We start from the raw sequence: 14,788 nt of genomic DNA, 5'->3' as shown, positions 1-14,788 counted from the left end.
ACAGGTGTTTCTGGCCAAATATTCCCGACTAACTCGGGCACGTCCTGTTCCGCCGCGACGTTTAATTTCGGGCAGAGCAATTTTCAATACCCTACGCCGGTCGGATATCACAAGGGAGTGTGGTAAGGCTGGCCCGCAAATCACACCGGCGGCCGATGCATCCAGCTTGTTGAAGGCAAAGCAACCTCGTCCGACGCGCGTCTTCGTCAAACCGCGAAGGTGCCGGGAGTACCCCCCTGCCGAGCGCCGAGGACTTCAATGAGGGGTCGGGCCGCTTCGTCGAGCGCGCCGCTGGCCAACACTTCGACGTCGAAGCATTCGGTCCTCTGATGTAAGCGCGAAGCGCCCATGCAAGCACAAAGCGCCACACGTCGACAATTCGGCTTTCGCCATTTCAGCCGCCTGCGCAGGCGAGCGATGAAGTGCCGCGTGCCTAACGCAGCGGCATGGCCGCCAGCGCGCGCTCCTCACAAGCCCTCAAGAACTGCTAGGACAGGTGGAAACCGGCCATTTAAAAGGCGGTTCTACAGGTACAGCGCGACTTGTTCGTGCAACCCTTTACCACCCCTTTTTTCAAGGACCAGCATGACCACGAAATCGGACCTCATCGAGCGCGTCGCCGCCCGTACCGGCGCAACGAAGGTCGAGACCGCTCGAGCCTTCGACGCCCTTGTCGAGGTCGTGACCGAATCGCTCGCCGCAAACGAATCCGTCTCGTTGACGGGCCTCGGCGCATTCGCCGTGAAACATCGCGCGGCGCGCGAAGCACGCAACCCGCGCACGGGCGAGACCGTGAAGGTCGACGCAAGCCGTTCGGCACGCTTCTCCGTGAGCTCGACGCTCAAGAAAGCCCTCAACTAAACGGGCCTTCACACGCCCGGCTCCGGCCGGGCGCGTACTCTTCTCGGGAGCTTTGTCGTGGTGTTGGCTCTGTATGTGGTTCCGATATGCACCGCGCTTGCATGGAGCGCCCTGAAGTATGGGCAGCTGCGCCACCAGAGCCGGCGTTCGCAGGCCGACGACGCGCGTGCCTTCGTCGAGGCTCAACTGAAAAGTACCCTCGTCGCGCTGTCTGGCTACGCCCTGCTATGGGAGCACTTGGGGACAGTCGAACCCGACTTCCCTGTCCATCGCCAGCGCCTGTGCGCGGCTCTCTCCGCTGCGCTCGCGCGCGCGACCCCTCCCCTATCGAGTGAGCTGCCAGGATTTGCGCGGACACCGGGTTTTCCAAGCGACGCTTACGATACCGTCGCGGAACTCGTGAGTGTGGTCGGAGACAGCGCGGTCTCAGCGCTGTGGGAGCACGGCTCATACCGCTCGCTCTACGACATCCTGCGCGTTGTGTTTTTTCAGGAGTGGGACCCGGAATATCGCCTGCCAGCAGGTTTGGCCGCCTGAGCTTTACAAAAACAATCGCGACTTGTAAAGTCTCTCACAGCGCGTGCCTCGTGAGCCGTCCCGGGCGCCGTTTGAGTTTGGCGCGGCGATATGCGCTTCATGGCGCATTGAATTATCAGCGCTGTGCGAACATTCGAGGGCATACGGTAAATGCGCGCGAGCGGATTGCCGGGCCGACGTGCGAACCCGGCTTGGACGCTTGCGGGAGGAACAGGGCGCCAAACCGGGTTTGCGCGGGCAAGTAGACTAGTGGGCCGCTGCCGCAAACGACCTTTCGCGGGCGAGCGCCAACGCTTCGCGAACAGTTTTGTCGCGAAAGTTTTCTCTTAGTCGTGCGCCCGCGAGCTTACGAGCGGCCCAGTCGACTGCCTGCAGCTTGCCTGCCGGCCCGAGGACCGCAGAGGTCAGCGCATATGTAATGGTGCCGACGCCGAAGCCGGCTGTATCTTCGAACAGCGTCGAAACCATAGCCGCCAGTTCGTCGTGCGTGTCTCCTTGTGAATTTTGCATGTTTTCCTCCGTTTGCATGCCTTCCATTAGACAGTCTATGTTCCAGATGTGCAAAAAACGCCGTGCAGAAACACCTTTTAACAATTTTTAAATCAGTATTGAGGGAAGAAGGTCAAGAAAATGAGTGAAAAGATAGACACAACGCTCAAAAACAGCCCCGCAGATACGCGACGCTCGAATAAGCCGGTAGTGAACTATGTCAGCCTGCTGCACTGCAAGGTCGGGCAGTCGGCGGTGGTGCTGCCTGTCGACCATCAAAGTCCGCTAGTGTCCAATACGAAGTATGTGCGCACGAGCGTTGTGCTCGCCTACGATACTGTCACCGGCGAGTTCGAAACGTGCAATACACGCTACCAGCCCCGAGCCGCCGCGCATTGAAAGGCGCAAAAAACGCGCCCCCTGAATTCCAGGCCGCGCCTCTAATTGCTCACGCGGCGCGCGCCCAACCGATACCTCTCTAACCCTGGACGCGGTGGTGCCGCTAGACTTCACTACCTTACTGGTGGATGTCGGACGTCATCATCTCGAGGTCCGTCATGCAGTCGTCGAACGACGCCTGCAGGCTCGCCCCGCCTCCGATGGCACCGGTCAGGGTATCGTCGCATCGCCATCTTCCTGCGGTCCAGGACCACGTGAAAACGAAGCGCTTTGCAGTTTGCGTCGAGGGGCGCGCTGCCCCTTCTGAACGAAGTGTGGTCACAGGTAAGTCTCGGTTAGTGCCGCAAGCGGTCAAAGCATCCGCAAGAGCAACGTCCAAAAGGCCGGCGCGGCCATGTAAAGCCAGCAGCCCGCAAGAGTCACACACGCGACCAGAACAGCGGCGCTTGCACAGTCTTTGGCCTTCGCAGCGAGTTCGTTGCGCTCAGGACTGGCCTTGTCGACAATCGCCTCAAGCTCGGAGTTCATCAGCTCGCAGACAAGAACGAGCGCCATCTGACCGACTAGCACGACCTTTGCGCACGCAGAGAGGGGGAGCAACGCGGTAAGCGGCAAGAGCACGGCAAAAACACAGACTTCCTGCCGGAACGCTGCTTCGTCACGCCAGGCCGCGCGTAGTCCCTTTGCGGAAAAGCCAAAGGCGCGGACCAGCCGGTTAGAGGTGAGCCGATTTGAGGGACTTGAAATGGGCATGGCTGTATCGCTTCGAAGGCTGAAGCTCCCTATAGCGCACGCCGTTTATCCGCGCGCGCCAAGGGAATACGGCCGTGGCGATTATCGCGCGCGCTTCTGTACGAGAGCCGCGACGAGCGGCTCGGCCAGCTCTTTGCCCGCGAGCAACTGGAACCACCGGGCAGGGATACCTTCAAACCCATAGATGATGCCCGCGAGTCCGCCTGCAACGGCGGCCGTCGTGTCGGTATCGTGGCCCATCGAGATGGCGCGGCGTACCGTCTCGTCGTAGGACGACGATTTGACAAGGACCTCGTGTGCGCTCGCAAGCGTGTCGATGACATACCCGGTGCCACCCGGCTTTTGATGCGAAAGCGCGGTGAGGAACATGTCAAAGTTCTCACCCTGCTCCAGCGTGAGTTCCTTCAACGTGGCCAGGGCACCCTGCCACGCGCTATCCAGCGGTTCATGCGCGAGCAGGCGGCGCGCCACGAGGCAGAAAAAGCCGCAGGCAAGCTTTGACAACGAGTGAGCGTGGGTAGGAACGGACTGCTCTGCCGCGAGCCGGATAAGCTCCGCGTCGGACCCGGTATGCCACAGCGCGAGAGGCAACACCCGCATCAGCGACCCATTACCGTTGGAGCGAAAATCATCGCTGGCGGCGCGCTCAACCGGAATGCCATCAAGAATTCGGTCAAAGGCACGAGACGTCTGAATGCCGATATCGAATACCTCGCCGTCGACGGCGAGATAGCCGTTTTCAGACCACATAATCATGCGTCGCACGAACGCGGCTTGGTCCATCGACACGGTGTCAGGACTTTCATTGAGCGTCGCCAAAAGGCACAGCGCCTGCGCGCCGTCGTCCGAATACGCATACGGCGGCGCCGATTGATGACTGCGCCCGAATGTCGCCGGCGGCGTCATGTCGATTTCGTTCAACGGGGGCAGGCTCGACGGCTGGTTGAACTCGTACGGCACACCACAAGCGTCCCCGACGAGAAGTCCGTACAGTCCACCACGAATTTTTGATTCAATTGAATGCGTCACGGCTATTTCCCCCGTTCTGTCAGTTAGCAGCAGTGCGCGATGTTACCAGCCACTCGCGGCCCGTGTCGTCGTCGATGAAGACTGTTACCGCCGAATCGTCTAGCGCTTCGACAATGCTCAGCGGCTGATGCTCTCCTGCGACGCGCGCGCCCAGTTCTTCGACCACTCGCAGCAGCACTGGGTTGCTTCGGGCAGAGGCATCACTAGCGTGGCTGCGCAGGACCCACACGCCGTGCGTTATCCGCACGCCCTGAGACACGAGGAATCGCTGATGCTCCCAATCGTCTTCATCCTCCCATGGCGATTCAGCCGGCCATACATCGATGTTCGGATTGCAGGGGTCCAGCTCAAAAATCCGCTTGATTGCCGCCTTCGACAGGAAAAAACCACCAATCTCCGGGCAGATGACATATTTCGTGCTCATCGCTGCTCCCCTCAATTGCCTACGCGGTGGCCCGCGCGCGTCGCCTTTGCGTCGCCCAAGAGAATCATCACGCCGTTTGATTCGACGGGAACATCTACAGTTTTTGTCATATCGAGGTCCTAAAACGGATACACAAAAGCCCCCTCGCTGAGGCAGAGGGGGCTTTCTTCTTCACACATCCATCAGCGTGCGCTTAAGCGACTACGTCAGCCTCTTGCGCCGATTCCTGCGCGACTGCCGGTACAACAGCCGCCGGCTCGGGCACGACGCGACCGCTCGCCCGGTCCTTAAGAAGCATGGCCATCATCGCGCCGACGGCATTGTTGGCGAAGCCGCCCTGCTCGCTGCCACCGCCGAATTGCATCTGCGGCACGATAGGAATGCTGCCCTTGGCAATAGCGTCAGTGAACATGCCCATGACGTCCTGCGTGAGCTGGTAGTCCGCGCCGCCGTACGCCGCGACCTTTGCCTTGGTCGCCCGCGCCGTTGCTTCGCCGATAGCCGTGATTTTTGCGGCCTCGCCCTCGCCTTCGAGCGACGCGCGGTTCTTCTGCGCGGTTGCGTCGACCATCACGCGTTCTGCGTCCTGCTTTGCGAAGGCTAGCGCTGCACGCCCGTCGTTTTCGCGAATGGTGACGGCCATCTCGGAACGGGTGATATCAGTCTGCTGTGCAGCGCGCGCTTCGGCTTCGCGCAGCGTACGTTCCTGCTTGGCAGCACCTTCTTTCAGCTGGTAAGTGGCGACCTGTTCAACTGCAACCTGCCGGTCGCGCAGCTGAGCGAGAATTTCCTCAATCTGCGTATCGCCCTCAGGGCTGCGCGGCGTTCCAATCAGCACCTCCTTCAGCTCCAGACCGTACTTCGAGAAGCGGGTCTGCATCTGAGTAAGGGACTCCGTTTGAATCTCCGCGCGACTCTGCAGGAGTTCGATTAAGGTCCGACCCTGAGCGACATTTTTGAAAAATGACGCAACGAGCGGGTCAAGCGTCTGCTCTACAAGGCGCCGGAAATCGCCAAAACGCTGAATCACTTCCGGTCCCTTGCGGTAGTCCACGTGAACGACTACCGACAAGGGCAGCAAGGGTTCAAACGCATCCTTGGTGATAAGGCTGATTTCACTCAAATTACGGTCGAAGCCGTATTCACCTGTTGTCCCTTGCTTCCAACTCAACATGATGTTGATGGTCGGAATGAATCGGACTGACGCGGCGGCAGTGTTGAGGGGATACTTGCCGGGCATCAGAGGCGTGCGCCACACACCGCGACCGCCTACCTCGACGAGTTCGCCGTGTGTGTACCCGTCGCCAGAAACGTCAGTCTTGTCGGTGCCCGTGGAGGACACCACAACAGCCACTTCCCCCACCGGAACCTCAGTCTTCGCGACCAGCTTCACGGTCGCAAAGAGGCGGTTGATGTAGTAAGCCCCATCCACCAGCACCTGGTGCTGCAGGCCCCGTCGGCCGCCGGCCACGAGGAAACGCTCCGGGTCCTGGAAGCTGTTATGGAACGTGTCGACGTTATCCATATCACTGCCGACCGTGGGGGCGATGATGTCGCCTTGCGGCATCGCAGGGCCGTCGAGCACATAAACCAGCCCGATAAGGTCGTTCGTACTCTTCTTGCGGCCGTCCGCGTCCGTGACCTCAATGGTTTGCGTGCCGTTGATGAGCACCGGGTTGAACGCGTCGCGCTCCTGAAGCGTCGCCTGGTTCTTCTTGAATTCCGTTGCCTCCGCTTCACTCAGGTCAAGAGCGAAGACCCGGTCCTCGGTGATAACTGCGAACAAAGCCAGGTTGATGGCATAGTTGCCGCCACGCAGGACCAACCGCTGCGGACCCTTCTGCCCCCCCTCGACAAGAAAGCTTCGCGCATCCTCGAACTGATGTGCCTTTGCATTGGACGCCAGCGCCTGATGAGCAGGCGCAATCTCGCCATCACGTGAAAAAACGTAGCCGATTTTGTTTTGCGAGATGGTCGTTAGCGGCTCGACGTGCACGCGGTACTGAAACGGCGGGAAGAAGTGCAGGCCGCCACGTTTCAGGTCGGGCTGGTAGCCGGCTTCGCCGTTAAGCGCGATGATGCCGCGCTTGATGGAACCCTTCGCCGACCAACGCTTTTCGACGATACCGACTCGGTTGTTCGGGATGTAGCGGACCACCGAGCTCAGGCGCAGCAGGACCAGAGCGGCCACTACCAGCCCTGCCAGTAGGATATAGCTTGACATTTATGTCCTTATGAAAAGAAGGTCTTCTGCCGCGCGGATAGCTAACGATTGTGCAGCAGATGTAGAAGCGTATTTGCAAAGCCGTCCTTTGTAAAGCTATTGCGTGGTTTTTCAACGTCTTTCGCGCACCCTTCCACACCGCCAAGCCGCGCGTCTGCCGTCCGGACAAATATTTCCTTTACATTTGCACTTGACGACATGCGGAATTTCCTTTACATTAGCGCCCTACGACATTACCGGACCGCACAAGATGGCACGCATTTCGAATACGCTCTCCCGCTGGCACAAAATCCAAACGAACATCCGCGACGTCGCAGCACGCCGGCAAGCGGCACTGCTCGCCGATGTTGAGAGCGAGCACCTCGACATGCAGACGCTGGAAGTGCTCGGCCCGAAGATGCGCGAGAAAGCACAGCGCGCGGTCAGCGAAGGCCTGGCCACAGTGGCGAAGCTGCAATCCGCCCTTTTCACAGTCCGCCGCGCACTCGCTCGTGCAAACGTGGAGTACGGTGTCGCCGACCTCCTGAGCGAAACGGAGCAGGTCAAACAGGAACTGGCGTCGCTTCAGGCTTTGGTGCAGGCAACCGAGGGTGGCCTGCAGTTCGAAACCGCGCAGGAAATCGAAAAGAAGCGGCGTGCGGCTGCGTCGGCAAATAGCGCGTATCACGCCTCGTCGCAACTCGTCACGTTCGTCGACGAGGCCACGGTCGCCCGCCTGCGCACCCGCGTGGAAGAGCTGACGCTGGAGCTGGCGAAGAAGGCAAACGCCGTCTCCGACGCGAACGCTACGAAGCTGAGCATCGAGCTGGACGACGACATCGTCAAGCTGGTGGCGATTTAAGCGGAAGAAGGTGGCGCGTCCGCTGGGGCTCTTCGGAGCCTTCAGTCTGCCCTTGGGCAGATAGCGCGCCGGCGAGGGGTGGCCGACTAAAGACAACGGTCGCTTCGGGGGACACGAGAAGACGCCCAATTGCTGAGGCGGTGGCTCGATAGTCTTTTAATCCCGTCGCAGAACCCTATGTTGCCAGTTGCAGCTTGCTTGATTGCTAGTTGTAATGGCCCCCCCTCGCCTCACCCCGAACAAAGCACGAGCCGCATCCCCTAAGGGCTTGCGGCTTTTTGTCGTGGAACTCTCGTCTGTTCGGGCCATCGCCGGCCCTTGTCGGGCTATCGACCCCTCAGTGCGCGAAGCCTGACCGCGCAGGAACCCCAGATTCGGCCGGTACTGCCCCGGCCGGAACTCCGCTGGGGGGCGCTCACAATGCGAAGTATCACGTTATATCATCGACTTTGATATATGTCACGGCCGGTGATATAGTTTGAAACATGCGCACAGACCAATGGCACTTCCCCCGCCCGGAGCTCGCCTCCGGCTACCTCGAGCTGCTTGAACTCGGGCTGTCTTCAGCACGGACGCTCTTTGCGCGCCGCCGCATGGGCAAGACCGAGTTCCTGCAGAAGGACCTGGCGCCCGCCGCCGAGCGGGCCGGCTATCTGACCGCATACGTCAACCTGTGGGAAGACCGCGACGAACCGGCCGGCGCGTTGGTCGGGGCCCTCTACACCGCACTCGAGCCAGACTGGCTCGCCCGGCTCATGAACAAGGCAAGAAGTCCGCTCAAACGCCTGAAGGCCTCAGGGCGCCTGACAGGTGTGGGGGAAGGCTCGATTGAGGCAGAGCTGACGCCGGAGGAGAAACACTACGTCGGCACCTTGCTTGGGGAGGTCATGCGTGCGCTGGACAAACAGCCCAAGGTCCTGCTCCTGGTCATTGACGAAGCGCAGGTGCTGGCGCGCCTTGAACATGCGAACTTTGCGCACGCATTGCGCGCCGCCCTCGATATCCGAAAGGACAAGCTGAAGGTCGTTTTCGCCGGCAGCTCGGAAAGCACACTTCGCAACATGTTTGGCCGCCCGGCGGAGCCGTTCTATAACTGGGCGGCCCTCGAGCCGTTCCCGCTCCTCGGCCGGGAGTTCGTCGAGTTCATGATTGAGAAGACGAACGCCATCGCGAAAAATCAACTGTCGGTCAAACACGGCATGCTCGCCTTCGAGCGACTGAACCAGACGCCCGAGTTCTTCCGCCGATTCCTGGAGCGCTTTCTGACGTACCCGTTCGATGGCCCGCAAGCCGCCATCGAGTACACGCGTGAGCACGTTTTCCATGACGGGCACTTCGCGCGACACTGGCAGTCGCTCCTCCCCGCCGACCGCGCCATCCTCACCATGATGGCAAACGGGGAGTCAGACTTTCACAGTGCGGCGGCGCGAGAGAAACTCGGCCTCATATTGGGCCTCGACAAGGCGCCCTCCATGAACACACCTGCGCACGCACTACGGCGCCTACAGAACGGCAATCTGGTGACAAAGCTCGCTCTCGGCGAGTACCAGTTCGAAGACGAAGCATTCGGCGAATGGGTCAGGAACCTCGACCTCGAAGCCGGCTCACCAAAATAGTCTCGTTGGAACCTTCACAAAGCTCGCCGTGTGGTCACGGCGGTTGGCAACTGATTCAAAATGGGCGTTCTGCCCAACAAACCTATGCCTATCGACGCTCATATCATCGACCCTCGTAACCTGCGTGACCTCGCTACCGATTTGCTGGACGCTGACGGTAAGCTCAAGGTCGTTCCAAGTTCGTATTTCGCTGCGACGAGCCGTGAGGAACGTGCCGTCTTTTGTGCGAAAAATGCCTTGTATGGCCTGCTGACCAATGAGCTGGTTGCCTTTGTGAAAAGCCTCATCGAAGGTCGGCGCGCTATCGAAATCGGCGCCGGACACGGCGGTCTGGCGGCAGCGCTGGACATTCATGCGACAGACAACTGGATGCAGGCCGAACCGGCAATCCAGGAGCACTACCGCTCGATAGGTGTCTCGACCATTCAGTACGGCAAAAACGTCGAAAAGCTGGATGCGCTCGAGGCTGTCCAACGCTACAAGCCAGAGGTCGTTGTCGCCTCCTGGGTGACGCACAAGTACGACGAGGCGCGCCACGAAGCCGGCGGGAACATGTTTGGCGTGGTCGAAGAAGACATCATCAAAATCTGTGAGACGTACCTGTTCATCGGAAACGACCACGTCCACAAGGACAAGTCCATCTGGGCCTTGCCCCACGTGAAGCTTTATCCATCCTGGCTGTACTCCCGCGCCATGAACGGCTCGCGCGACTTCATCGCCGTCTGGGGGAAAATTCCGGAATCGATGCCGGCACTCTAGGCAGCTCGGTCGCTACACCCCTCAAATGGCGAAAGGGGGTGATATGACAAAGCTTTTTCACGTGGCCGGCCTGAACGAGGCGAACGAGGTCGTAAAGGTGCATTCGATGCACACCAGCTACGATGCGTATCTGCTGCTCGACTCCCTGCTGGAGGTGTACCCAGCCACCCTCTTCCTCGGCCAGAAGACAAAGCCCGGGCCAGCCGACCTTCGGGCCGTTCGCGAGGACTGGTATGCGACCCCGCTCCGAGACCTGCCCGCGTTGACCGTCGTGCGGCGCATACAACGCGTGCTCGCGCTGTCGCGCAGCAAGACCGGTCCTCTCGACTTCACCCATGGCGGTTGGCGTGGTGAAGCTGATTACCTACAGCCTGACGACGCCCCGGCCTCGCTCGGTGCAAGAGTCGCGGTCACCGTGAAAATTGAAACTGGCTCGGACCAAAAGCACCGGGCGCACCTTTGGCTGACCGGTGCGGAAAAACGACGCGCCCGGCTCGCCTATATTCAGGGTCCGTCAGACGCCGGAGTACGCGCTGCCGCGCGAGTGGCCTCCCGCTTTCTGCGCGAGGCCTTGGCTTAGCCCACAGCCGAGAAGAAAAAAGCCCGCCAGGCGGGCTTGGGGCAAATCAGCGCGACTTCCGTCGACGCATGTCGTAAGGCGATTGCCATGCGGGTCTTCGGCGGCGGTCCTCCATAGGCAGAGGCGGTTCCTCGAAAATCGGGCGGGCTGCAATGACTATGTCAAAGCTGGGCGGCGTCATCTCTGAACGGACTTCCAGTCTTGCCATCTCCTCCTCCGTCACGCAAACAATCGGACGGTCAAGCCCGGCTTCCCGCGCACGTCGGATGATTTCCGCTCCGAGCGACGTGCTGCCTGAACCCTCGCAGCCTACTATCAGGATTGCGCCCTCAGGGATGTCTCTCATCTTGTTTCCTTGTGTGTTTTTAGCTGACAAATTCGCCGCTTGACTCTGCCCTGAAGGACGGAGAATGCGCGGCGGTCCGGGTCTCCGCGCGTGGCAGACTTACATCGCGACGATTAGCCGCCGTACCAAACAAGACATTGGCGAAGCGCGATAGCCTTCAGTTTCTCGACGTAGTGGGGTTCGACCTTGCCACCGTCTTCGGCGTAAATGCGCGTGCAAATCGCCTGAACGTCATTCAGCAACTTTACGACGGCTTCGCCAACGCACGAGTTCCCTTCCTCGCTCGCGAGGGTTGCGTCCAGGTCGCACCAGAAGTCGGCGTCGATACGCTCCCGCACGGCTTTTGGAGGGATTACGCGAAAGTCTTCCAGGTAACCTTCGACGAGGAATGCCAGCACTTCGGCAAACGTCACATCGCCCTCCCAGTACGCTTCGGCCTCGCTGAAAAGATTGTCAGCGGCTTCGCCTACCAAGGTGATAATCGGCTGGTTTTCTTCTATCCCTGGAAGCGAGCGAGCGTCAATTTCGACCTTCAAGGCTTCTTTGTCCGCGCGGATGACGACGACCTGCATGCGTTGTGCGGCAGCTTTGATTCTTGCTTGCGTGTCCATTTGTGTTCCTTCGAGGTGGGCCTCCTTCGTATAGAGACTGTTTGCTAGTTCGCTTTACTGAGGTTTAAAGCGGACAAGTAATGCGCAAGGCATATCCATCTGACGTGACCGATGAGCAATGGGCGCGGGTGGCCCCGGCATTCCAGCGGCAGCGCGGTCGCCCGAGATGCATCAGTGCCCGGGAGCTTCTTAACGCGATTCTTTACGTGATGCGGACCGGCTGCGGCTGGCGGGCACTGCCCCATGATTTCCCCAAATGGCAGACGGTGTTCGCCCAACGTCGACGCTGGACGCGCTCAGGGGTGCTGGCCGCTGCGCACGCGCGGCTACTACCGGCGGGCCACGAGCCTACGGTCGGCATCATCGACTCGACCTTCATCGAAAGCGCTTTCGGCGGCGGCGAGTGTGCGCCATCGGGCTACAAGCGCGCCACCGTCACAGTGTTCATGTGCTTATCAGCAAGCACAGCGCGGTGCTCGCTGCCACGGTGCTGCCGGCCAACCTGCCCGACGCAAAAGGCGCCCGTCTCGTCATCCCGGCCGCGAAGCGCAGCTTCCCCTCCCTGAGAACGGTACTCGGCGACAAGGCGTACCGCCAGAGGCCGCTTTCGGACGACATGGCTGAACACGGCGTTGCTATCGATGCGAGTTCCCCTCCGCTACCGAAGGGCACGATATTCAAACCCTTTCCAACGCGCTGGCGCGTCGAACAGTTCTCTGGCTGGCCAGATGGCGACGGGTGGCGAAGAACTGGTGCTTTACACGTACGGGCTTTGAGGCTGACGTCGCGCGGGTGCTCTTTGCAATTCAGATGAGACGCAGCGCTTTACGTGTTTAAGTAACAATGATAGGCTTGACGCCTTAACAATTACCATCTTAAGTAACAATGATAGGCTTGGAGCCTTAACAATAACCATCTGAAGCATGCTTCGAACCGGCCTCTACAAAATGCCCGCAAGTGGTCAGGAAGAAGACGTGCGCGCCGCACTATCCTGGACGAGATTGTCGGGCGCTTCGCAACACGCAAGCGTCTGGCGCGGGTTCAGCGAAAGCTGCGTGAGGACCCCTCGCTTCTCACGCAGCGCAAACGGCGGGATAGCACGCCGTGCCTTGTCATGTTAGGTAATCCGCACTTCGGTGCGGTGCTCGAACCGCTGATTGTAGCGGCGCGAGCGGCCATGCCCGCCTAACCTCTGACGGCTTAAGGGTCCGTGGTCGGGGCTCAAGACAAGGGTGAGGTTTCATTTAGCAAACAGCCTCTATAGCGCACCTCGACGCACCTAAGCCGTTCGTCGACTGCCTTCCGCGATGGTCTGCGCGGCCGGCCAGTGTTTAGGTTTTTTGCTACACATCTTAGGTCAACCACCCAAGGTCATTAATTATATGAACGTACTCTTCAAAATCGCGCTTTGGCTAGTGACACGCACGCAGGCAGGTGCCTTCGCCATCATGGGTGAAAGCCTGGTTGCAGCATATGTTGTCATGACGATTCTGGTCGTTGCCCTTGTTGGCGGGATGGGTTGGCTAATCGTGGCCTACCTCTCCCTTAAGGGCCTCATCGGATTCGCTATCGGCGTCGTTGTAGCGTTGGCGCTCTCTACTCGCTATACGTAGTAGGTCAACTATTTGGTGCACCCCATGAAAGCACTCCGCTCGAAAGTTTTTCACCACGCCGTCGTCGTCGTCGCTTTGGTTCTCGGCATTTTCAGCGTGGCCACCGGGATGACACTGCTGCAGCTGGTTCCTTCGCAGGAGTCTGCAGTCGCTCATCCGGATTATCCGGTCGCTTTGCTGCTTATCGCTCTCGCCGTAGTTGCGTTGACGCTGGCTGCCAAGCTGGTACTCGACCCGAGGTGCGCTCCACGTAACGCGTCCTAAGGCCCATCACACCCTGATTTCAAGCCTCGCATTCGTGCGAGGCTTTCTTATGCGCGGCCGTTGCACGCAATCCGCTGTGCGACGAACTCAACCGGCCGGTCCTCAACAGGCATCGATGCCGAACTTCCTTGCTGACTGCCCGGTCAACGCGCTTGGGTGAACCCGCGCTGCACTCTTTCGGACGGTGTGGACTAAAGTTTCCTATACGACCCAGGACAACCCTGAGGACAACTTTCATGACCGCTCAAATCAAGACCCTTTCTTCGTACCGCATCAGCAGCAGCCGCGTCGACCTCGACCTGGGTGACGACAGCATTACGGTGGAGCTTGACTCAACCCCGGTTGGTGACCTTCAGTATGCGCGCGTAGGCAACACCCTCGTTCTCGGCTATCTCGAGAACGACGAAGCCGCCGACAACCCGCTGGAGAACATCGGCCAGGGCGCAATCTACTCCAGCCACCGGCATGGCAACACTCATGCCGAAATGCAGGAGGCGCTGGGTCTGGACAACCAGTGGGAAAAGATGTCGCCTAAGGTACAGCAGCGTTCTGCAGAGATGTATCTGGACGCACTGATGGCGGTTCCGTCGTTTGTGAAGAGCTTTTACACAAAGAAGCAAATCACGAAGTCAGAGGTGCGCGATGTGCTGTGGTCGCAGTATCTGGACCCGGTGAAGAGCTATCGCTGGCTCGACGAAGACTTTCCGAACGTACCGGCGGCAGCCCAGGTCGACATCGACGCACTCCATGCGCAGATGCTGAGCACCGGCGAGATTGGCAATCCGTTTCGCGTCAAGCTCGACGTGTATCAGCATTCCGGCACCAGTTACTCGGTATCCGGCGAAGGGATGAATTGCCGGTTTGACACGGCACGCGGTGGCGCGGTGTGGGTTCCGGACAGCTATGCAGCTCGGGCGCTGTGGGAGGCCGCACTTGCGCCGCTAGGAGTAACTTTCGCAACCGCCGACGCAGTGTATGCGTGGGTTGAGGATGCGAATGGCCACTATCCGGGGCCGAACGGAACCAAGCAGAGCTACGTGCTCCAAAAGCCCGGCTTCGTTACGCTGTGTATCGACGGCGTCACGAGCGTCCATGCGACGCACGAGGCTGCGGTCGAAGCCGCCAAGGCTGCGCTCGGGGACCGGTTTGTTCCTGAGCAAGCTTTCGCGGTCGCTCAACCCCTTGCTCGCGAGCGAGCTCGGAGTGCCTGCGAGGTGTACAGCGCCTGGGTCAATGGCGAATGTTACGGCACCGTCATCAAGACCATGACGCTCTCGGGCGAAGCAGGTGAACTCGACGCCACGGAGGATGACTGTAATACCTGCTCCGGCTACATCGGCTCGGACGCGTCCAGAACGCTCGTCCAGGAGATGGAGGCACTCATCAACAAGCTGGAGAGTAAAGAAGTTGCGTAAAACCCTGTAATCATTCACTCCGCCGAC

General features: G+C 59.8%; 17 protein-coding genes. 11 read left to right on the top strand and 6 right to left on the bottom strand.

The genetic code is table 11. The features are described 5' to 3' along the window. Window positions 1–585: 585 nt before the first annotated feature. Window positions 586–861, top strand: coding sequence for an HU family DNA-binding protein (locus F6X40_RS09685; protein ID WP_187627603.1), 276 nt, complete (start codon window positions 586–588; stop codon window positions 859–861). A 57-nt stretch (window positions 862–918) separates the two neighbouring features. Further along, complete coding sequence (locus tag F6X40_RS09680) at window positions 919–1,398, top strand: hypothetical protein (protein WP_187627602.1); 480 nt, start codon at window positions 919–921, stop codon at window positions 1,396–1,398. A gap of 246 nt (window positions 1,399–1,644) precedes the next feature. On the opposite strand, the gene F6X40_RS09675 is transcribed toward F6X40_RS09680, so the two are convergent. Continuing rightward, window positions 1,645–1,935, bottom strand: a complete 291-nt coding sequence (locus tag F6X40_RS09675) for a hypothetical protein (RefSeq protein WP_187627601.1) — start codon at window positions 1,933–1,935, stop codon at window positions 1,645–1,647. A gap of 93 nt (window positions 1,936–2,028) precedes the next feature. On the opposite strand from F6X40_RS09675, the gene F6X40_RS09670 reads away from it, so the two are divergent. Further along, on the top strand, window positions 2,029–2,286 hold the full coding sequence (locus F6X40_RS09670; RefSeq protein WP_187627600.1) for a hypothetical protein: 258 nt from the start codon (window positions 2,029–2,031) through the stop codon (window positions 2,284–2,286). 351 nt (window positions 2,287–2,637) lie between these two features. Here F6X40_RS09670 and F6X40_RS09665 read toward each other — a convergent pair whose 3' ends face one another. The 4 genes from F6X40_RS09665 to F6X40_RS09650 all read right to left on the bottom strand — a co-directional run bounded on the left by F6X40_RS09665 (window position 2,638) and on the right by F6X40_RS09650 (window position 6,716). Continuing rightward, window positions 2,638–3,039 carry a diacylglycerol kinase gene (locus F6X40_RS09665; RefSeq protein WP_187627599.1) on the bottom strand — a complete coding sequence of 134 codons (402 nt, stop codon included), beginning with the start codon at window positions 3,037–3,039 and terminating at the stop codon, window positions 2,638–2,640. Between the two features lie 81 nt (window positions 3,040–3,120). Beyond that, window positions 3,121–4,068: an ADP-ribosylglycohydrolase family protein gene (locus F6X40_RS09660; RefSeq protein WP_316251800.1), complete on the bottom strand. Its 948-nt coding sequence runs from the start codon at window positions 4,066–4,068 to the stop codon at window positions 3,121–3,123. Window positions 4,069–4,087: 19 nt separating this feature from the next. Beyond that, window positions 4,088–4,492: a hypothetical protein gene (locus tag F6X40_RS09655; RefSeq protein WP_187627598.1), complete on the bottom strand. Its 405-nt coding sequence runs from the start codon at window positions 4,490–4,492 to the stop codon at window positions 4,088–4,090. A gap of 193 nt (window positions 4,493–4,685) precedes the next feature. Further along, complete coding sequence (locus F6X40_RS09650; protein WP_187627597.1) at window positions 4,686–6,716, bottom strand: SPFH domain-containing protein; 2,031 nt, start codon at window positions 6,714–6,716, stop codon at window positions 4,686–4,688. 103 nt (window positions 6,717–6,819) lie between these two features. Here F6X40_RS09650 and F6X40_RS09645 point away from each other — a divergent pair, with 103 nt between their 5' ends. The 4 genes from F6X40_RS09645 to F6X40_RS09630 all read left to right on the top strand — a co-directional run bounded on the left by F6X40_RS09645 (window position 6,820) and on the right by F6X40_RS09630 (window position 10,512). Further along, window positions 6,820–7,557: a hypothetical protein gene (locus F6X40_RS09645; protein WP_187627596.1), complete on the top strand. Its 738-nt coding sequence runs from the start codon at window positions 6,820–6,822 to the stop codon at window positions 7,555–7,557. A gap of 485 nt (window positions 7,558–8,042) precedes the next feature. Then, window positions 8,043–9,173 (top strand): hypothetical protein, encoded by a 1,131-nt coding sequence (locus tag F6X40_RS09640; protein WP_187627595.1) that lies wholly within the window; start codon window positions 8,043–8,045, stop codon window positions 9,171–9,173. Between the two features lie 60 nt (window positions 9,174–9,233). Then, entirely contained in the window at window positions 9,234–9,932 is a 699-nt protein-coding gene (locus tag F6X40_RS09635; protein ID WP_187627594.1) for a hypothetical protein, read from the top strand. Between the two features lie 43 nt (window positions 9,933–9,975). Beyond that, window positions 9,976–10,512, top strand: a complete 537-nt coding sequence (locus F6X40_RS09630) for a hypothetical protein (RefSeq protein WP_187627593.1) — start codon at window positions 9,976–9,978, stop codon at window positions 10,510–10,512. Between the two features lie 459 nt (window positions 10,513–10,971). On the opposite strand, the gene F6X40_RS09625 is transcribed toward F6X40_RS09630, so the two are convergent. After that, a complete protein-coding gene (locus F6X40_RS09625) occupies window positions 10,972–11,469 on the bottom strand; it encodes a hypothetical protein (RefSeq protein WP_187627592.1) in 498 nt (165 codons plus the stop codon). Window positions 11,470–11,549: 80 nt separating this feature from the next. Between F6X40_RS09625 and F6X40_RS43470 the strand changes: the two genes are divergently transcribed. From F6X40_RS43470 to F6X40_RS09605, 4 genes are all read left to right on the top strand, one after another. Beyond that, window positions 11,550–12,035: a transposase gene (locus F6X40_RS43470; protein ID WP_187627591.1), complete on the top strand. Its 486-nt coding sequence runs from the start codon at window positions 11,550–11,552 to the stop codon at window positions 12,033–12,035. 816 nt (window positions 12,036–12,851) lie between these two features. Continuing rightward, window positions 12,852–13,082, top strand: coding sequence for a hypothetical protein (locus tag F6X40_RS09615; RefSeq protein ID WP_187627590.1), 231 nt, complete (start codon window positions 12,852–12,854; stop codon window positions 13,080–13,082). 24 nt (window positions 13,083–13,106) lie between these two features. Further along, window positions 13,107–13,346, top strand: coding sequence for a hypothetical protein (locus F6X40_RS09610; protein ID WP_187627589.1), 240 nt, complete (start codon window positions 13,107–13,109; stop codon window positions 13,344–13,346). A gap of 236 nt (window positions 13,347–13,582) precedes the next feature. Further along, on the top strand, window positions 13,583–14,761 hold the full coding sequence (locus F6X40_RS09605; RefSeq protein ID WP_187627588.1) for a hypothetical protein: 1,179 nt from the start codon (window positions 13,583–13,585) through the stop codon (window positions 14,759–14,761). The last annotated feature ends 27 nt before the right edge of the window (window positions 14,762–14,788 follow it).

The sequence above is a fragment of the Paraburkholderia sp. UCT31 genome, from assembly GCF_014397655.1.
In the GTDB taxonomy this organism is placed as follows: domain Bacteria; phylum Pseudomonadota; class Gammaproteobacteria; order Burkholderiales; family Burkholderiaceae; genus Paraburkholderia; species Paraburkholderia tuberum.
Note: the sequence above shows the minus strand (reverse complement) of the source record. Positions and strands in the feature narration are given on the sequence as shown.